Here is a 19280-nt window from a genome sequence, read left to right as displayed (position 1 = left end):
CGATCACCCTGATCGCATCAAAAATGTTGCAATGCCCAACCCACCCACGCAAACCTGATCCCGTGCTCCGCCAGTATGAACTCGTCGACCGCGTGCTCGACTATGACCCCCAGGCCGATGAGGCGCTGCTCAACCGCGCCTATGTCTTCTCGATGAAGGCGCATGGCAGCCAGAAGCGTGCCTCGGGCGATCCCTATTTCAGCCATCCGATCGAGGTGGCCGGGATTCTCACCGACCTGCATCTGGATGACGAGACGATCGCCACCGCCATCCTGCACGACACGATCGAGGACACCGTCGCCACCTATGACGAGATCGAGCGGCTGTTCGGTCCCAATGTCGCGCGGCTGGTCGACGGCGTCACCAAGCTGTCCAAGATCGAGGCGCAGACCGAAAGCGAGCGCGCCGCCGAAAACCTGCGCAAGTTCCTGCTCGCCATGTCGGACGATATCCGCGTCCTGCTGGTGAAGCTGGCCGACCGCCTCCACAATATGCGCACGCTGCATCACATCGCGAAGCCGGAGAAACGCCGCCGCATCGCGAAGGAGACGATGGACATCTATGCCCCGCTCGCCGAGCGGATCGGCATGTACGAGTTCATGAAGGAGATGCAGACGCTCGCCTTCCGCCAACTCGAACCAGAAGCCTATGAATCGATCACCAAGCGGCTGGACAGCTTCCGCGTCGAGGGCGAGGACCGGGTGCTCAAGATCGCCTCGGGCCTCAAGCTGCTGCTCGGGCGCGGCGGCATCAACGCCGAAGTGACGGGGCGCGAGAAGCATCCCTATTCGATTTGGAAGAAGATGTCCGAGCGCCATGTCAGCCTCGAACAGCTTTCCGACATCATGGCCTTCCGCGCGATCGTCGACAGCGAGGAGGAATGCTATCGGGCGCTCGGCGCGATCCACCGCCGCTGGCCGATGGTGCCCGGCCGATTCAAGGACTACATCTCCACGCCGAAGCGCAACGGCTATCGTTCGCTCCACACCACGATCATGCACGCCGGGGATACCCGCGTTGAAGTGCAGATCCGCACCCGCGACATGCACGCCCAGGCCGAATTCGGCCTCGCCGCGCACTGGGCCTACAAGCAGAGTTCGGTGCGGCCGGACACGCAGGTCAGCTGGATCCGCGACCTGATCGAGATCCTCGAACATGCCGAGAGCCCGGAAGAGCTGCTCGAGCATACCCGCATGGCGATGTACCAGGATCGCATCTTCGCCTTCACCCCCAAGGGCGAGTTGATCCAGCTGCCCAAGGGCGCGACGCCGATCGACTTCGCCTATGCCGTGCATACCGATCTCGGCGACCAGGCGGTCGGCGCCAAGGTCAACGGCAAAGTGGTGCCGCTGCGCACCGAGATCGAGCAGGGCGACCAGGTGCAGATCCTGCGCTCCAAGGCGCAGGAGCCGCAGCCCAATTGGCTCAATTTCGCGATCACCGGCAAGGCGCGCGCGGCGATCCGCCGGCACCTCCGCCACAAGGAGCGCGACGAGACGATCCGGCTGGGCCGCAAGCTCTACGAGGACATCGTCGCGCGGCTGCCCGCCCCGCCGGGCGAAGGCGCGCTGGGCGAGGCGCTCAAGCGGCTGAAACTCCCCGATGCGGAATCGCTGATGGAGGCGATCGCCCGCCGCAGCCTGACCGACCGGCAGGTGATGGAAGCGGTGATGCCGGGCTCGGCGAGCGGCGAGGACGACCAGCTGCCGCCGCAGCACCATGCGATCGACATCAAGGGCCTCACGCCGGGCGTCGCGTTCACCTATGCCGAGGATTGCTGCCCGGTGCCGGGCGACCGCATCCTGGGCGTGCGCAAGCCCGACCAGCCGATCGTCGTCCACCGCATCGATTGCCCGAGCCTCGCCGATGTCGAGGAAGCCGACTGGGTCGACCTCACCTGGGGCGACAAGGCCGATGGCGGCGTCGCCGAGATCGCGGTGACGCTGAAGAACGAACCCGGCGCGCTGGGCACGGTCGCAACGCTGATCGGTCAGCACAAGGCCAACATCCTCGGCCTGCGGCTGGATAACCGCGACACGACCTTCCACACCAACACGATCGACCTGGAAGTGCGCAACGCCGCGCACCTGATGAAGCTGCTCGCGGCACTCCGCGCGGCGGATGCGGTGAGTTCGGCCGAACGGGTGTGACCTGCACCCGTATCCTCCCCCGCCAGGGGGAGGTGGCGCCGAAGGCGACGGAGGGGGAGGATGCCAGAACCTCTCGAGCCTGCGTGCTTCCTCCCCCTCCGTCAGGCTGCGCCTGACACCTCCCCCCGGCGGGGAGGATACGCTCTGGACCTTCGGTAAATCGCCGCTACCCTCCCCCGTTCGAACTATAGAATTGGGGAAAAGCCTTGGATCGTCGTACCTTCCTCGCCTCGTCTAGCACCGCCACACTGGCCGCCCTGCTCCCCGCCGCCGCCCGCGCCGCCATGGCCGGCACCCGCGATGCCGAGATCAATGCGGTCTACAACCAGATCGTCGCCGAGCGCATCCAGCGCTCGCCCGAGTTCGCCACCTCGCTCGGCTTCGACAAGGGCCCCAATGCCGCGCTCAAGCACAAGCTGAGCGACGGCAGCGCCGCCGCCAAGGCGCGCAACCTCGCCGACACCAAGGCCGCGATCGCCAAGATCGAGGCGTTCGACCCCGCCAGCCTGTCCGAAGCTGCCCGGCTCGACCGCGAAGTGGTGCTCTACTCGCTGCGCAGCGCCACCGTGTCGCAGGACAAGTTCCAGATCGATTCGGTCGGCCGCCCCTTCCCGATCACCCAGCAGGGCGGCGCCTATTTCTCGACGCCGGATTTCCTCAACTCCAGCCACACCATCGTCACCCAGGACGATGCCGAGGCCTATCTCGACCGCCTGGACGCCTTCGCCGGGGTGCTCGACCAGGATACGGCCGACCAGAAGGAAGCCGCCGGCCGCGGGCTGGTCGCGCCGGCCTTCTGCCTCGAACTGACGCTCGCGCAGATGGCCAAGCTGCGCCAGCCCGATCCGGCCGCGAACACCCTCACCCAGTCGCTGGTCCGCCGCGCCGCCGCCAGGCAGCTGCAGGGCGACTGGCAGGCGCGTGCCGCCAAGATCGTCGGCGAGAAGGTCTATCCCGCGCTCGATCGGCAATATGCGCTGATCAAGGACCTACACGCCAAGGGCCGCCCTTCGGCCGGCCTGTGGGACGTGCCGCGCGGCCAGGAAATCTACGCCGCCGCGCTGGAGCAGTGGACCACCACCAGCTTCACCCCCGATCAGGTCCACAAGATGGGCGTGGAGCAGGTAGCGGAGATCAGCGCCAAGCTCGATGCGCTGCTCAAGGCGCAGGGCATGACCCAGGGCAGCGTCGGCGCGCGGCTGACCGCGCTCAACGAACGTCCCGATCAGCTCTACCCGGACACGGCGGAGGGCCGCGCCGCGCTGATCGCCGGCCTCAACGCCGGCATCCAGAACGTCGCCACGCTGCTGCCCAAGGCGTTCCTCAACCCCAACAAGGCGCCGCTGGAGATCCGCGCGGTGCCGGTGGAGATCCAGGACGGCGCCTCGAACGGCTATTACACCCGCGCCGCGCTGGATGGCTCGCGCCCGGCCATCTACTGGATCAACCTGAAGAGCGTCGCCGACTGGCCGAAATATTCGCTGCCCGCGCTCACCTTCCACGAAGGCCTGCCCGGCCACCATCTCCAGATCAGCACTGCGCAGGCCGCCGAAGGCCCGCTGATCCGCAAGTTCGGCTTCTTCAGCGCCTATACCGAAGGCTGGGCGCTCTATGCCGAGCAGCTGGCCGACGAGCTCGGCGCCTATCACGGGCCCCTGGAGCGCGCCGGTTATCTCCAGTCCTTCCTGTTCCGCGCGGTGCGGCTGGTGGTCGATACCGGCATTCACACCCAGCGCTGGACCCGCGAGCAGGCGACCGATTACATCGTCCAGAACACCGGCTTCGCCCGGCCGCGCTCGCAGCGCGAGGTGGAGCGCTATTGCACGATGCCGGGCCAGGCCTGTGCCTACAAGCTCGGCCATATCGCCTGGACCCGCGCCCGCGCCAATGCCCAGAAGATCGCGGGCAACAAGTTCGATCTCCAGCAGTTCCACGAGGTGATCCGGCTGGGCGCGATGCCGCTCACCATGTTCGAACGGCTGGTCGAGGAACGCGCCCGCGGCGTTGCCTGATCTGGCGGGAAAAGGTGCGGGGCGATAGAAGCACGTCGATGTTCCAGCTGCCCCGCACCGCCACTGCGCCCTTCTGTCCCTCCGAAGTGCGCGGCACGGTGAGCGTGCCCGCGGGTCTTTCGCCGCTGGCCAAGCTGCTGCGCTATATGGGGCCGGGGCTGCTGGTCTCGGTCGGCTATATCGATCCCGGCAATTGGGCGACCGATATCGAAGCGGGCTCGCGCTACGGCTATGGACTGCTGTTCGTCATCCTCGCGTCGAGCGCGGCGGCGATGGTGCTGCAGTCGCTCTGCGCGCGGCTGGGTATCGCGACGGGGCGCGACCTCGCCCGGCTGGTGCGCGACCGCTATTCCCCGGGGGTCGCCAGATTCCTCTGGGTGTTCGCCGAACTCGCGATCATCGCAACGGACGTTGCCGAAGTGCTCGGCAGCGCACTCGCCTTCCAGCTACTGCTCGGCATTCCGCTGTGGATCGGGGTGCTGATCACGGCGCTGGACGTGGTGATCGTGCTCAGCCTCAAGGGGCAAGGCTTCCGCCAGATGGAGGCGATCATGCTCGGTCTGGTCGGCACGGTCGCGGCATGCTTCGTGGTGCAACTGTTCCTCTCGCCGCCAGACGGCGGGGCGGTGCTGGCGGGGATGATCCCCGACCCTGCCCGCCTGGCGGACCCGCATGCCCTGTACCTTGCGATCGGCATCCTCGGCGCGACGGTGATGCCGCACAATCTCTACCTGCATAGCTCGGTGGTACAGACCCGCGTCTCGGGTACCGACGAACCCGCCAAGCGCGAGGCGGTACGCTACGCCCAGTTCGACATCATCGCCGCGCTGCTCGCCGCCACCTTCGTCAACGCAGCGATCCTGATCGTCGCGGCCTCCGCCTTCAACGCCAACGGCCATACCGGCGTGCGCGAGATCGAGGACGCCTACCGGTTGCTCGTCCCCGCGACCGGCGCCGCGATCGCCGCACCCTTGTTCGGCATCGCGCTGCTCGCCTCGGGGCAGAGCGCGACCTTCACCGGCACCATTGCGGGGCAGGTGATCCTGGAGGGGTTCCTCGATCTCAAGATCCCCTGCTGGGTCCGCCGCCTGATCACGCGCGGGCTGGCGCTGTTCCCGGCGCTGGCCGGCGTGCTGCTGCTTGGCGACGGCGCGGTGGGACGGCTGCTGGTGCTGACTCAGGTGGTGCTCTCCGCCGGCCTTCCCTTCGCGATGGCGCCGCTGCTGCTGCTCACTGGCGATCGCAAGCTGATGGGCCGCTTCGCCAGCCCGGTCTGGCTGCAGGCGATCGGCTGGCTGCTGTTCGCCGGGATTACGGGCGCCAATGTGTGGCTCGTTTCGAGCCTGTTCGCCTGATGCGCGCCCGCTCGACGGGCCGTTCCGGCAGCGCTACAGAGCGGCGATCATGAAACGTCCCCAGCTTTCCGTCGTCGTCCCCTGCTACAACGAAGAAGCGTGCCTCGACATGCTCCACGGCCGCGTCAGCGCTGCCGCGCGCGCGGCAGTCGGCGAGTCCTACGAGATCGTCTTCGTCAACGACGGGTCGCGCGACCGCAGCTGGGAGGTGATGCAGCGCCTGTCCGCCGCGGATCCGCACCTCGTTGCGATCAACCTGTCGCGCAACCACGGCCACCAGCTCGCGCTCACCGCGGGCCTCGACCTGTGCGCCGGCGAGCAGATCCTGATCATCGACGCCGATCTGCAGGACCCGCCCGAGCTGCTCACCGACATGCGCGCCACCATGGCCGCGCAGGGCGCCGACGTGGTCTATGCCGTGCGCCGCAAGCGCGAGGGCGAGAGCCTGTTCAAGAAGGCGACCGCGGCGATCTTCTACCGCATGCTGGACCGCATCACCGACACGCCGATCCCGCTCGACACCGGCGATTTCCGCCTGATGAGCCGGCGGGCGCTCGATGCGCTGCTGTCGCTGCCCGAGCAGGCACGGTTCATCCGCGGCATGGTGGCCTGGATCGGCTTCCGCCAGGTGCCCTTCGTCTATGACCGGCACGAGCGGCACGCAGGCGAAACCAAATACCCGCTCGGCAAGATGATCCGCTTCGCCCTCGACGCGATCACCGGCTTCTCCACCGCGCCCCTGCGCTTCGCCAGCCATGTCGGATTGCTGCTGACCGGCGCCTCGGTGCTGCTGATCCTCTACATCCTGGTCGCCTGGGCGATGGGGCATGCGATCCAGGGCTGGACCTCGACCATGCTGGTCGTCGTGATCCTGGGCGCGGTGCAGATGTTCGTGCTGGGGATGATCGGCGAGTATCTTGGCCGCCTGTATGTCGAGTCGAAGCGGCGGCCGTTGTACCTGATCGCCGACGTCGCGGGGCCGGTGCAGGCGCATGCCTCGCTGGGGTACCGCCAGCAGGATTCGGGGACGATCAGCGTGTCGCCCCAGGCACGGCACAACGACGCGGCGGAGTAGGTCGGGCAACCTCCCGCCCTTCAAATCCCCCTCCCGCCTGCGGAAGGGGTTAGGGGAGGGTGCGACGTGGCGGCTCTTGCTGCACCGCCGTCGCCCGCTTCCCTTACACACCCTCCCCCTGCCCCTCCCGCAAGCGGGAGGGGAGAAAAGGGCGGACCATGCTTAAGGCTTCGGCTCGGCGATCACGATGATCGACAGCCCCGGCGGCATCGGCAGCCGGCCGAGCAGATGCCGCTCCAGCCCGAAGATCGTCTCGAACGCCTTGTTGAGCGGCGCGGGCGGCGGCGAATCGTCGCTGTCGTCCTTGCCCATCAGCTTGCCGGCGAAGCGCGCCGCGACCGCCACCGGGAACAGCAGCGAGTTGAACCAGCGCAGCTTGCGCCACTTGAGCCCCGCCTTGTCCAGCGCGGCGAGCAGCGTCGCCTTCGAATAGCGCCGCTTGTGGTGGTTCACCACGTCGTGCGCGCTCCACATCCACTGGTGCGCAGGCACGGTGATCAGGATCTTGCCGCCGGGCTTGAGCACGCTCGCCATCGCCTTCAGCGCCGCCACGTCGTCCTCGATATGCTCGACCACGTCGAGCACCGCGATCAGGTCGTAGCTGGCCGGCTCCACCCCGGTCAGCTCGGGCAGCGGCGAGGCGCCGACCGGCTTGCCCAGCCGTTCGCTGGCGATCGCACGCGCCGCCGGATCGATCTCGATCGCGTCGACCTCGCCGAACGCGCCGAGCATCGGCAGGTTATGCCCGGTGCCGCAGCCGATCTCGAGGATCCTGGCGTCCTTCGGCACCGCGCCATAGCGCGCCAGATAGTCGGCGAGGATGTCGCGGCGGGCGCGGTACCACCAGTGGGTGGAATCATGCGCCGCCATGCGGTCGTAAACGATACGGTCCATTCAGCCGAAAACCCACAAGCGATTGAGTGCGAAAGTCGCGAAGGGCGTGACGAGCACCGCCGGCACCAGCGGCCACCAGGTTGGTCCATGGACCCAGGGGCCGGTCAGCAGCCAGGTGAAGCCTGCGTTGAGCAGCATGCCCGTCGCCTGCACGACGAAGAATTTCAGTTTCAGCGCCGCATTTTCCTCGGCGCCGTGCCCCTGGAAGCTCCAGCGGCTGTGCATGAAATAGCCGAACACCACCGCGACCAGGAAGCCCGCCACCGAAGCGACCACCGGGTTGATAACATAGGTGGCGAGCGGCCAGTAGACGGCGGCATAGACCACCGTCGAGAGCCCCCCGACGATGACGAAGCGGATCAGCTGGCCCAGCACCCCGCTGGCCCGCAATGCTTCCACTCGCTGTAGTACCGCCGTCATCTCGCTTGCCCTCTGACCGGGGCTCGCCCTAATGCGCGGCAGCATCCGAGGAAAGCGATTTTGACGCCCAAGATTCAGCGGCTTTTCCGCGTTCGAGACGAAATGGACCGCCACTGGCTGCTGTGGACGCTGGTCGCCTGGGCGTGCGTGACCGTGTGGTTCATCACCCAGCGCCAGGGCAATATCTACTGGCTGACGCTGGGCGACACCGACGACAATATGCGGCTGATGCAGGTCCGCGCGCTGCTGGCGGGCCAGGGCTGGTACGATCTGCGCCAGTATCGGATGGACCCGGCGCTGGGCGGATTCGACATCCACTGGTCGCGCATCGTCGATTTGCCGATCGCCGGGCTGATCCTGCTGCTCAAGCCGTTCGTCGGCATGGCGACGGCGGAGAAATGGGCGTGCGGCGTCGCACCGCTCCTGCCGCTGTCGATCACCATGACCGGGCTCGCGCTGACCGTGCGACGTCTGGTGTCGAATTTCGCCTGGCCGATCGCGCTGGTGCTGCTGGTGAGCGTGTGCACCACGACGCTGCCGATGTACGCGCCGCTGCGCATCGACCATCATGGCTGGCAGCTTGCCGCGCTGGCGATGACCGTCGCCGGCATCGCCGACCCGAGGGGCGAGCGGGGCGGCGCGACGGTCGGGCTGGCGAGCGCCTTCTCACTCTCGATCGGGCTGGAGCTCCTTCCCTTCTGCGCCATGGCCGGCGCGATCCTGGCGCTGCGCTGGGTTTGGGACGCGGCCGAGCGGGCCCGGCTGATGGTCTATGGCCTCACGCTCGGCGGCGGCTCGGCGATCGGCTTCGCGGCCTTTGCCTCCACCGCCAACCAGGCGATGCGCTGCGACGCGCTGACGCCGGTATGGCTGAGCGTGCTGGTCGCGGCCGGCGCGCTGCTGGTAGCGATGACGCTGGCCAACCCCGCGTCGCGCTGGGTGCGGCTGGCGCTGGCGCTGGTCGCCGGCGGGCTGATCGTGGCGGGCTTCATCCATTTCTTCCCGCAATGCCTCGGGCGGCCCGAGCAGGTCTCCGACGAGCTGTACAAGACCTGGCTGTCGAACGTCCGCGAGGCGCGGCCGATCTACCGCCATCCGGCCGACACGGCAGTGCCGGTCGCGATCGTTGCGGGGCTCGGCCTGCTCGGCGCGCTGCTCGCGGTGTGGAACGCGCGACGCAGCCCGAAGCTGGTCGGCTGGGTTGCCGTCGCGCTGTTCACCGCCTTCGCCGCCGCGATGCTGCTGTGGCAGATGCGCGCGGCGCCGGGTGCGCAGCTGCTCGCGGTGCCCGGCATCACCGCGCTGATCTGGATCCTGGTGCCGCTGGCCGTCCGGCGCGGGCCGCTGTGGGTGCGGATCGGCGTGGCGGTGCTTGCCTTCGCCATCGTCGGCGTGGTCGCCAGCGGCGTGAAGATGCCCTGGGTCAACAAGACCGCCGCCAGGCCCGGCAGCGACAAGGTGCGCCAGGCGAACATCGCCTGCACCCGCACCTCGCAGTTGCGCACGCTGGACGCGATCCCCGCCGCCACGATGTTCACCCAGGTCGACCTTGGGCCGCGGCTGATCGTGGTGACGCACCATAATGCGGTCGCGGGCCCCTATCACCGCAACGGCCAGGCGATCCTCGACGTCCACCACGCCTTTACCGGCACCGCCGACGGCTTCCGCCCGATCGCCGCGCGCCACAAGGCGGCGTACCTGCTGCTCTGCCCCAACATGGCGGAGACGACCGTCTACCGGTCGCACAACCCGGTCGGCTTCTACGCCCAGCTCGCCAAGGGGCAGGTGCCGGACTGGCTGGAACCGGTGGCGCTCCCCGACGGCTCCCCCTACAAGCTCTGGAAGATCCGCTACCAAGGGCAGTAACGCCGCGCCCGGATGGACGGACGGGGCATGGCGCGGCTACAGCAGCCCCATGCCCGCAACCCCCGCCTGGCCGCCGCAATCCGCCCCTCGCCTGTTCGTCGAAGGTCCGCTCGAACCCGGCCTGCGCCGGATCGACGGTCCCCAGGCGCATTATCTCGGTTCGGTGATGCGGATGAAGCCGGGCGAAGCGGTGAAGCTGTTCGACGGCGTGCACGGCGAATGGCTCGGCATCGCCCGCGATGTCGGCAAGCGCGACCTGACGCTGGAGATCACCGAGCAGCTCCGCCCGCATGAGGCGGTGCCGGACCTGTGGCTCTGCGCCGCGCCGGTCAAGAAGGGCCGGATCGACTGGGTGGCCGAAAAAGCGTGTGAACTGGGCGTCGCGCGCCTCGTTCCTGTCCTCACCCGCCGCACCGTGATCGATCGCCTCAACCTCGATCGCCTGCGCAGCCACATGATCGAGGCAGCCGAGCAATGCGGCCGCACCGCCCTGCCCGAACTGGTCGAACCGGTGAAGCTCCCCGCCCTGCTCCGCGACTGGCCGGCGGATCGCGCCCTGTTCTTCGCCGACGAAACGGGCGGCCTGCCGGCGCTGGAGGCGATGCGCGCGCGCCCCGGCCCGGCCGCGATCCTCGTCGGCCCCGAGGGCGGATTTGACGCGGAGGAACGCGAATCAATCCGCGCCGTTTCGCAGGCGATCGGAATCGCGCTCGGCCCCCGCATCCTGCGCGCCGAGACCGCGGCAGCGGCGGCGGTAAGCCTGTGGATGGGCGCCGCGGGCGACTGGTAAACCGAACGGTACAAAAATCCGCTGGCGTCGTTTCGCCGGCATCGCTAAGGGCGCGAAAATGAGCACCAAGACCGTTTCGACCAAGACCGCGGCGGTCATCGAGGATCGCGCCCAGCTGGTGGAATATTTCGCCAAGGGCGAGAAGCCGGCGACACGCTGGCGCATCGGCACCGAGCATGAGAAGTTCGTCTACTGGATGGACGGCAGCCACCGCGCGCCCAGCTATGAAGAGCGCGGCGGCATCCATGCGCTGCTGATCGGCCTCACCGAATTCGGCTGGAAGCCGATCTACGAAGGCGAGCATGTCATCGCCCTGTCCGGCCCCGACGGCGCGATCAGCCTGGAGCCCGCCGGCCAGTTCGAGCTTTCCGGCGCGCCGCTGGAGAATCTCCACGACACCTGCGCCGAAACCGGCCGCCACCTGAAGCAGGTCAAGGCCGTCGGCGACCGGCTGGGCATCGGCTTCCTCGGCATGGGCATGTGGCCGGACAAGACCCGCGCCGAGCTGCCGATCATGCCCAAGGGCCGCTACGAGATCATGCTGCGCCACATGCCGCGCGTGGGGAGCCTCGGGCTCGACATGATGCTGCGCACCTGCACGATCCAGGTGAACCTGGACTATGCCAGCGAAGCCGACATGGCGAAGAAGTTCCGCGTCGGCCTGGCGCTGCAGCCGCTGGCGACCGCGCTGTTCGCCAACTCGCCCTTCACCGAGGGCAAGCCCAACGGCTATCTCTCCTATCGCAGCCATATCTGGTCGGACACCGATCCGGCCCGCACCGGCATGCTGCCCTTCGTGTTCGAGGACGGCTTCGGATACGAGCGCTATGCCGACTATGCCCTCGATGTGCCGATGTACTTCGTCTATCGCGACGGCAAGTATATCGACGCGGCGGGCCTCAGCTTCCGCGACTTCCTGAAGGGCGAGCTGTCGGTCCTGCCCGGCGAGCTGCCGACGATGGACGACTGGGCCGACCATCTCTCCACCGCCTTCCCCGAAGTGCGGATGAAGCAGTTCCTCGAGATGCGCGGCGCCGATGGCGGCCGCTGGGGCCGCATCTGCGCGCTGCCGGCGCTGTGGGTGGGCCTGCTCTACGATTCGGGCGCGCTCGATGCCGCCTGGGATCTGGTGAAGGGCTGGTCGATGGAAGGCCGCGAAGCGCTGCGCAGCGCGGTGCCGAAGCTGGCGCTGGATGCCCCCCTCCCCGGCGGCGGCAAGCTGGCAGATATCGCCGGCGAAGTGCTGGAGATCGCCGGCGCGGGGCTCAAGGCGCGGAACCGGCTGAACGGCTCGGGCGACAACGAATCCGGCTTCCTCGACCCGCTGCGCGAGATCGTGCGCACCGGCAAGGTACCGGCGCAGATCCTGCTCGATCGCTATCACGGCGACTGGCAGGGGGATATCACGCGGGTCTATGGCGAGGCAAAGTTCTGACGGCAGCTGCGACGGCTATCTGACCTTCCTGACGCGGAAGGTCGAGCTTGCGCGCGAGTCAATTCGGCGTGGCGAAGGCGCGAGCAATGAGGAGGTGGAAGCGAAGTTTGCCGCGCGTCGCGCGAAATCTTTGGATCAGGCCAAGCGGCGGTGATCGCGTTCTCCGCCACTGTTGGCTTGTCAATTTCTTTGGCATAAGCTGGAAGCATGGAGCAAAGCGAAGCCTCGACGACAGAACACCCGTTTGCAGGTGATCCACTTTGGCTCTTCAAGTACAGGTCTCTCGAAGGACCTTACGGCAGAGATACAGCACGCGACATCATTCTTCACAATCGCATGTACTGGCAGAGCCCAGCATCCTTCAACGATCCGTTTGACTGCGCACCAACAGTTCAGTGGTCCATGTCGAAGCTCAGGCAAGAATCCTTCATATCACAGGCAGCGCGAAGTAGCATTTCAAGCTCGCGATATGACCGCCGCGTTCAGAAACGCGAAATTCGAGCGCGCGGTCGGCGACAGAACGCAATTCTTATGAGAGATTCGCTTAGAGATCTTCTCAAATCGTCAGCCGTGACCTGTTTCTCGTCACTTCCCGACTCCGTTTTGATGTGGGCGCATTACGCGAACTCTCACAAAGGCATTTGCTTCGTTTTCCATGAGCGTCTGGATCCGAACCCATGGTTGGCGTTCGACGTCAAATATGAAAAGGATCGGCCGATAATCGAGGGCACACGGACCTTCGATGAGCAATCCTTTGAGGACGCTGTACTCACCAAAGCGATCGACTGGGAATACGAGAGAGAGAAGCGAATGGTGGATTATGGGTCACCGCCTGGCCACCGCAAGTTTCCACCAGAGGTACTCTGCGGAGTGATATTTGGGGCCAAAATGTCTACGGATGATCGGAAATTTGTTGAGGGCCTACTTTCTCAGAGTCCACTCAACCTAAAACAATACGACGCGAAAATAAGTGACACTCACTTCGCGTTAGAAATAGCTCAAATCTGATAGCGGCAAATCGAGCTCCCCTCCTGCAAGCAGGAGGGGAGCTTAGAAAAGCCTCAAACCGTCGGCTTGCCGTCCACCCGCGCCGGCACGCCGGCACCATCGCGCAGGTCCGCCGGGAGCAGCGCTTCCGGCAGGTCCTGGTACGACACCGGGCGCAGGTAGCGGTCGATCGCCAGCGTCCCCACCGAGGTGCTGCGGCCGTCCGAGGTCGACGGGAACGGCCCGCCATGGACCATCGCGTCGGTCACTTCGACGCCGGTCGGCCAGCCATTGGCGAGGATGCGGCCGGCCAGGCGCTCCAGCGACGGCAGCAGTTCCTGCGCGATGGCGACATCGGCGTCGTCCATGTGCAGCGTGGTGGTCAACTGGCCTTCGAGCAGCGATACGACCTTCTTGAGCTCGTCGACATTGGCGCAGCGCACCAGCAGCGAGGTCGCGCCGAAGATTTCCTCGGCATGGCTCGGGTCGGCGAGGAAGTCCGAACCCTTCATCGTGAACAGCGCCGCGCGCCCGCAGGTCGGGCCCTGGGCTTCGACGCCCTGCGCGATCTGCTGGACGGTCGACACGCCCGCGAGCTTCGCCACGCCGCTCTCATAGGCCTTGTGGATGTTCGGGGTGAGCATCACCTGCGCCGGCGCACCGAGCATCGCTTCGCTGGCAGCCGCGAGGAAACGCTCCAGCGCCGGGCCTTCCAGCGCAAGCACCAGGCCGGGATTGGTGCAGAACTGGCCGGCGCCCATCGTCACCGAGGCGACATAGCCCTTGCCCAGCGCCTCGGCACGGGCTTCCAGCGCCGCCGGCAGCAGGAAGACGGGGTTGATGCTGCTCATCTCGGCATAGACGGGAATCGGCACCGGGCGGCTCTGCGCGATGCGGACCAGCGCCAGGCCACCGCCGCGCGAGCCGGTGAAGCCCACCGCGGTGATGCGCGGATCGCGGACCAGCGCCTCGCCCAGCTCATTGGCGGTACCGGCGACCATCGAGAACACGCCTTCGGGCATGCCCGTCTTTTCCACGGCGCGCTGGATCGCGGTCGCGACCAGCTCGGCCGTACCCGGATGCGCCGGGTGGCCCTTCACCACCACCGGGCAGCCGGCGGCGAGTGCCGAAGCGGTGTCACCGCCCGCGGTCGAGAAGGCGAGCGGGAAGTTCGACGCGCCGAACACGGCGACCGGGCCCAGCGGCACCATGCGCAGGCGCAGGTCCGGCTTGGGCAGCGGCGCGCGATCGGGGATCGCATGGTCGATGCGGACGCGGAGATAATCGCCCAGGCGCAGTTCCTTGGCGAACAGACGCAGCTGGCCGGCGGTGCGGCCGCGCTCGCCCTGGAGGCGGGCCTGGGGCAGGCCGCTTTCCTGCATCGCGCGCTCGATCAGTTCGTCGCCCAGCGCCTCGATCTCCTCGGCAATGGCTTCGAGGAACTTGGCGCGCTCTTCGCGCGGCAGGCTCGAATAGGGCAGGAACGCGGCCTCAGCGGCGGCGCAGGCGGAATCGACGTCTTCCAGCGTCGCCGTGCTGAAGCTGGGTTCGATCTCGCTGCCGGTGGCGGCGGCAACGGCGCGGAAGCCGGCGTCGCGGGCAACGCGCTTCGATGCGATGAACAATTCTCCGGTCAGCGCCATGACGAGATCTCTCCGATAGTCGAGGATGATTCTGAAAATGCAGGTTAGCGGTAACAAGCCGCACGCGCGACTTAGGGGCCGCGCGGGCGCGGTTCAACCACGGAGTGCGGATCGCGTCAATTGTCGGAGTAAGCCGCGGCAGCGGTCAGATGGCGGAGACGGAGGGATTCGAACCCTCGGTACGAGTAATCCCCGTACGGCGGTTTAGCAAACCGCTGGTTTCAGCCACTCACCCACGTCTCCGGATGCGCCGAGGTCGAGCCCTATAACGAGCCCTTCGCCCGCAATCAACGGGGATAACCACATGAACGTGAAATCGAGTCGATCGGGCGCCCATTCATTGCCGCGACAGCCCTGCGCCCCTAGGATGGCAGCCGCAAAAGCAGCAGGGTTCGGGAAATTTTGATGATGCGATCGGGTTGGTTCACGCTTCTGGCAGTTGCCGTCACCGGGCTGGGCAGCGTCCCCGCCGCCGCCCAGATGACGACGATCGACCCCAATACCGCGATCGATTCGGACCTGAAGTCGCCGCCGCAGCAGCGACAGCCGCAGCAGAGCGCGCCGCCGCCCGCCACGACGCAGATGCAGGAATCCTATCCGCCCGCGGACACGGCCCCGCCCCCGATCGATACGCCCCCGCCCCCCGTGCAGACCGCGCCGACCAGCCCCGCCGCGGCCGATCCCTCTGCAACCTCCGCGCGCCAGGCGGCGACCGACACGTTCGAGAAGGACGATCTGCTCGCCGCCGCCGAAGGCACGTTCGGCAAGGGCGCCTCGGGCCTCGCCAAGCTGCTCGAGGACATCCTCAAGGACCAGGGCAAGCCCAACGCCTATATCGCCGGCAGCGAGGCCTCGGGCGCGATCGGCGTCGGGCTGCGCTACGGCAAGGGGCAGATGTTCCACAAGGTCGAGGGGCAGCGCCCGATCTACTGGACCGGCCCGTCGATCGGCTTCGACCTGGGCGGCGACGCCAACAAGGTGTTCGTGCTGGTCTACAACCTCTACGACAGCCAGGAGATCTACAAGCGATTCCCGCAGGGCGAGGGCCATGCCTATCTGGTCGGCGGCTTCTCGGCCTCGTATCTCCGCCGCGGCGACATCGTGCTGATCCCGGTGCGGCTGGGCGTCGGCTGGCGGCTGGGCGTCAACGCCGGCTATATGAAGTTCAGCGAAAAGCAGCGCTGGCTGCCCTTCTGATCGGGTGAGGGCGGGGCCGCCTCGGCAGCCCCGCCCCCAGCCTCAGCCGAATTCGACCGCCTCGAACTTCACCGGTTCGCCGATCGCCTGGTTGGCGAGCTGGCCTTCCCACATCACCCGGTTGCCGCGGATGATCGTGCCGACCGGGCGGCCGGTCAGCTCCATGCCGGTGAACGGCGACCAGCCGCAGCGCGAGGCGAGCCAGGCCTCGTCCACCGTCCAGCGCGCCTTGAGGTCGACCACGGTGAAATCGGCGTCGTAGCCCGGCACGATGCGCCCCTTGCCGACCAGCCCGAAGATCCGCTGCGGGCCGGCGCTGGTCAGGTCGATCAGCCGCTGCAGCGTCAGCCGGCCCTCCGCGACATGGTTGAGCATCAGCGGCAGCAGCGTCTGCACGCCCGGCATGCCGCTGGGGCTGTCGGGATAGGGCTTGGCCTTCTCCTCCAGCGTGTGCGGCGCATGGTCCGAGCCGAGCACGTCGGGCACACCCTGGCGCAGCCAGTGCCACAGCCCGTCGCGATGCGCACCCGAGCGGATCGGCGGGTTCATCTGTGCATAGGTGCCGATCGCGGGATAGGCCTCCTCGCCCGCCAGCGTCAGGTGCTGGGGCGTGACTTCGCAGGTCGCGATGTCCTTGTTCTGCCCAAGCAGCTCCAGCTCGGCCGGGGTGGTGACGTGGAGGACGTGGATCCGCCGCCGGGCTTCGCGCGCCAGCCGCAGGATGCGCCGGGTGGCGAGGATCGCGCTCTCGTCGTCGCGCCACACCGGGTGCGAGGAAGGATCGCCGGGCACCCGTTCGCCGAGCCGTTCCTGCATGCGGAACTCGTCCTCGGCATGAATCGCCACGCGGCGGTGGCCCGAGGCGAGCACCCGCGCGAGATTGGCGTCGTCGGACACCAGCAGATCGCCGGTCGAGGCGCCCATGAAGATCTTCACGCCCGCGGTGCCCGGCAGCCGCTCCAGCTCCGCCAGATGCTCGGCATTGTGGTTGGTCGCGCCGACATAGAAGGCGTGGTCGCACCACATGCGGCGGTGCGCGCGGCGGAGCTTGTCGGCCACGGCGTCGGCACTGTCGGTATTGGGCTTGGTGTTCGGCATCTCGAACACCGCGGTCACCCCGCCCAACACGGCCGAACGGCTGCCGCTCTCCAGATCTTCCTTATATTCAAGCCCCGGCTCGCGGAAATGGACCTGGCTGTCGATCACCCCGGGCAGTACGTCGAGCCCGGTGCAGTCGATTGTCTCGCCCGCATCGCCGACATTCCCGATCGCGACGATCTTGCCGGCGGAGACACCGACATCCACCTCCGCCGGTCCGCTGGGAAGATGCACGCGACCGCCGCGCAGCTTGAGTTCGACATTCGCCATGGCTTTGCCTCTTTCGTGAGCGTTGGCCGCGTCCTACCTGTTCGGCATGGACGATACCAGCACCTGGCTCGACGATCGTGCGCTGCTGCGCCTCTCCGGCGACGATGTTCGCGGCTTTCTGCAGGGACTGCTGCCGCAGGACCTGGCCAGCGTCACGGCCGAAACGCCGCGCTGGGCGGGTCTGCTCACGCCCCAGGGCAAGGCATTGTTCGACTTCCTCCTCTGGGCGGACGGCGACGCGATCCTGATCGACTGCGAGGCGACCGCCCGCGACGCGCTGGCAAAGCGGCTGACCATGTATCGCCTGCGCCGCGCGATCGTAATCGAGCCGGTCGCGGCAGGCGTACACTGGTCGCCCTCCCCGCACCCGGGTGCGGTGCCCGATCCGCGGCTGGCGGCCCTGGGCTACCGCTGGCTTGGCGATGCGGCGGGCGGAAGCGCGGCCAACAGCTGGCATGCGCATCGCCTGTCGCTCGGCGTCACCGAAGGCGCCGACGAGCTCGGCAGCGACAAGACCCTTTGGCTGGAATGCAACGCGCAGGAGCTGCACGGGGTGAGCTTCACCAAGGGCTGCTATGTCGGCCAGGAGAACACCGCGCGGATGCACTATCGCGCCAAGGTCAACCGCCGGCTGGTCGTCGCCCCGCTTGCCGAACCGGGCGATCGCACCCGCGCCACCTATCCCGCGCTGGGCAAAATGGTCGAACTGCGCCGCGTCGAAGCGCTCGGCGACGCGCTGGTGCCGGAGTGGCTCGCAGCTGCGCTCGCGGCGGACGTCTGACCCGCATCGGAACGGAGAACAGGGCCTAAACCGCCGCCAGCGCGCGGCATGGCGCAGCGCGCCCGCTGCACGGTCCTGGTACATGCGCAAAAAGAAAGGGAGACCGGTTGCCCGGTCTCCCCTCTTTTCACGTCCATCCCTTGCGGGAAGGCGGCAATTACATGCCCGAACCCGGACCGTAGGTGATTTCCACGCGACGGTTCTGGAGTTCGCGAACGCCGTCGGCAGTCGGAACGCGCGGGTTGCTCTCGCCGAAGCCCTGAGCCGACATTGCGGCGTCGGGGATACCCTTGCCACCCATGTAGCTGCGGACGGTGTCGGCGCGACGCTGCGACAGGCCAACGTTGTAGCTCGCCGAACCCGAACGGTCGGTGTAGCCGGCGATGACAACCTTGGTGTTGCTGCAATCGGCATAGTTGCTGATCGCATTGTCCAGGATGCTCGCTGCTTCCGGCGTGATGTCCGACTTGTTCCAGTCGAAGAACACGATGTACGGCCCAGGCGTGCAGACCTTGGCTTCCGGAGCCGGGGGCGGCGGGGGCGGCGGAGCCGGCTCAGCAACCGGCGGCGGCGGCGGCGGCGGCGGCGGAGCGACGGGCTCTTCCGGCGCACCGAAGTTGTAGGTCAGGCCGACCAGAAGGCTGTGCGAGCGGAAGCGGCCCTTCCACTGGTTGCCGCCGATGTCGACCAGCTTGACGTCGGGCGCGTTGAAGAAGCGGTACTTCAGCGACACGTCCACGTTCTTGCTGAGCGGCGCGCGGACGCCGGCCAGCGCCTGCCAGGCGAAGACGGTGTCGGAGTCGCTCAGCGTGCTGGCGGTACCGGTGATGAACAGGTCGTTCTTCACGCGCGACACGCCGGCACCACCGCCGACGAAGCCCTGCAGGCCGTTGTCGTCACCGAAGTCGAGCAGGCCGTTGACCATGAACGACAGGGCCGAGGTCTTGCTGCCGGTGTTCTCGTACGAACCCGCCGGGAAGATCGCGGCGGTGCCGGCACCGGTGCGGATCGGAACGCCGACCGCAGTGCGGACCGAGTCACCCGAAACGCGGCGGTAGCTGACTTCGGCTTCCGCACGGAACGGACCGAAATCATAACCGATGGTACCACCGACATCCCAGCCGGCATGGTTGTTGTTCTGCGTCACAGCATCCTGGCTGGCGCCGACGTCGAAGTGAATGTCCTCGACGAGCATCGCGCCGCCTTCAACACCCACATACCACGCGTCGTCGCGGGCAAAGGCGGGCGTGCTGAGCGCGGTCGTGGCGAGCGCCAAAGTGACGGCAAGCTTCCGCATCATAATCCCC

At 67.3% G+C, this 19280-nt stretch carries 15 protein-coding genes and 1 tRNA gene; 10 read left to right on the top strand and 6 right to left on the bottom strand.

Features of this window, described 5'->3' with window-relative positions; all coding sequences use genetic code 11:
• The first annotated feature begins 62 nt into the window (after nt 1-62).
• From QZ670_RS16725 to QZ670_RS16710, 4 genes are all read left to right on the top strand, one after another.
• Entirely contained in the window at nt 63-2150 is a 2088-nt protein-coding gene (locus QZ670_RS16725) for a bifunctional (p)ppGpp synthetase/guanosine-3',5'-bis(diphosphate) 3'-pyrophosphohydrolase (RefSeq protein WP_294257364.1), read from the top strand.
• 206 nt (nt 2151-2356) lie between these two features.
• Entirely contained in the window at nt 2357-4162 is a 1806-nt protein-coding gene (locus QZ670_RS16720; protein ID WP_294257362.1) for a DUF885 family protein, read from the top strand.
• 38 nt (nt 4163-4200) lie between these two features.
• Nucleotides 4201-5517: an Nramp family divalent metal transporter gene (locus tag QZ670_RS16715; protein WP_294257359.1), complete on the top strand. Its 1317-nt coding sequence runs from the start codon at nt 4201-4203 to the stop codon at nt 5515-5517.
• A gap of 49 nt (nt 5518-5566) precedes the next feature.
• Complete coding sequence (locus QZ670_RS16710) at nt 5567-6592, top strand: glycosyltransferase family 2 protein (RefSeq protein WP_294257357.1); 1026 nt, start codon at nt 5567-5569, stop codon at nt 6590-6592.
• Between the two features lie 162 nt (nt 6593-6754).
• Here QZ670_RS16710 and QZ670_RS16705 read toward each other — a convergent pair whose 3' ends face one another.
• Both QZ670_RS16705 and QZ670_RS16700 read right to left on the bottom strand, forming a co-directional pair.
• A complete protein-coding gene (locus QZ670_RS16705; RefSeq protein ID WP_294257355.1) occupies nt 6755-7486 on the bottom strand; it encodes a class I SAM-dependent methyltransferase in 732 nt (243 codons plus the stop codon).
• Nucleotides 7487-7906 (bottom strand): GtrA family protein, encoded by a 420-nt coding sequence (locus QZ670_RS16700; protein ID WP_294257353.1) that lies wholly within the window; start codon nt 7904-7906, stop codon nt 7487-7489. It lies immediately after the preceding gene.
• 102 nt (nt 7907-8008) lie between these two features.
• Here QZ670_RS16700 and QZ670_RS16695 point away from each other — a divergent pair, with 102 nt between their 5' ends.
• The 4 genes from QZ670_RS16695 to QZ670_RS20110 all read left to right on the top strand — a co-directional run bounded on the left by QZ670_RS16695 (nt 8009) and on the right by QZ670_RS20110 (nt 13005).
• Entirely contained in the window at nt 8009-9772 is a 1764-nt protein-coding gene (locus QZ670_RS16695; protein ID WP_294257372.1) for an AcrB/AcrD/AcrF family protein, read from the top strand.
• Nucleotides 9773-9821: 49 nt separating this feature from the next.
• Nucleotides 9822-10562: a 16S rRNA (uracil(1498)-N(3))-methyltransferase gene (locus QZ670_RS16690; protein WP_294257351.1), complete on the top strand. Its 741-nt coding sequence runs from the start codon at nt 9822-9824 to the stop codon at nt 10560-10562.
• A 58-nt stretch (nt 10563-10620) separates the two neighbouring features.
• A complete protein-coding gene (locus tag QZ670_RS16685; RefSeq protein ID WP_294257349.1) occupies nt 10621-11997 on the top strand; it encodes a glutamate--cysteine ligase in 1377 nt (458 codons plus the stop codon).
• A gap of 207 nt (nt 11998-12204) precedes the next feature.
• The gene (locus tag QZ670_RS20110) at nt 12205-13005 is read left to right on the top strand and encodes a DUF2971 domain-containing protein (RefSeq protein WP_365894676.1); all 801 of its coding nucleotides are present in this window, start codon (nt 12205-12207) and stop codon (nt 13003-13005) included.
• A 53-nt stretch (nt 13006-13058) separates the two neighbouring features.
• Here the strand turns inward: QZ670_RS20110 and QZ670_RS16680 are convergent, their stop codons facing one another.
• Nucleotides 13059-14627, bottom strand: a complete 1569-nt coding sequence (locus QZ670_RS16680) for an aldehyde dehydrogenase (NADP(+)) (protein ID WP_294257347.1) — start codon at nt 14625-14627, stop codon at nt 13059-13061.
• Between the two features lie 150 nt (nt 14628-14777).
• A tRNA-Ser gene (locus tag QZ670_RS16675) sits at nt 14778-14870 on the bottom strand.
• A gap of 162 nt (nt 14871-15032) precedes the next feature.
• Here QZ670_RS16675 and QZ670_RS16670 point away from each other — a divergent pair.
• Nucleotides 15033-15824, top strand: coding sequence for a DUF1134 domain-containing protein (locus tag QZ670_RS16670; RefSeq protein WP_294257346.1), 792 nt, complete (start codon nt 15033-15035; stop codon nt 15822-15824).
• A 42-nt stretch (nt 15825-15866) separates the two neighbouring features.
• Here QZ670_RS16670 and QZ670_RS16665 read toward each other — a convergent pair whose 3' ends face one another.
• Nucleotides 15867-17192 (bottom strand): dihydroorotase, encoded by a 1326-nt coding sequence (locus QZ670_RS16665; protein ID WP_294257344.1) that lies wholly within the window; start codon nt 17190-17192, stop codon nt 15867-15869.
• Nucleotides 17193-17238: 46 nt separating this feature from the next.
• On the opposite strand from QZ670_RS16665, the gene QZ670_RS16660 reads away from it, so the two are divergent.
• Nucleotides 17239-17973, top strand: coding sequence for a folate-binding protein (locus tag QZ670_RS16660; protein ID WP_294257370.1), 735 nt, complete (start codon nt 17239-17241; stop codon nt 17971-17973).
• A gap of 157 nt (nt 17974-18130) precedes the next feature.
• On the opposite strand, the gene QZ670_RS16655 is transcribed toward QZ670_RS16660, so the two are convergent.
• Complete coding sequence (locus QZ670_RS16655; RefSeq protein ID WP_294257342.1) at nt 18131-19270, bottom strand: OmpA family protein; 1140 nt, start codon at nt 19268-19270, stop codon at nt 18131-18133.
• Nucleotides 19271-19280: the final 10 nt, after the last annotated feature.

The sequence above is a fragment of the uncultured Sphingomonas sp. genome (assembly GCF_913774285.1).
Lineage (GTDB): Bacteria > Pseudomonadota > Alphaproteobacteria > Sphingomonadales > Sphingomonadaceae > Sphingomonas.
This window is presented reverse-complemented; position numbering and strand designations above follow the sequence as displayed.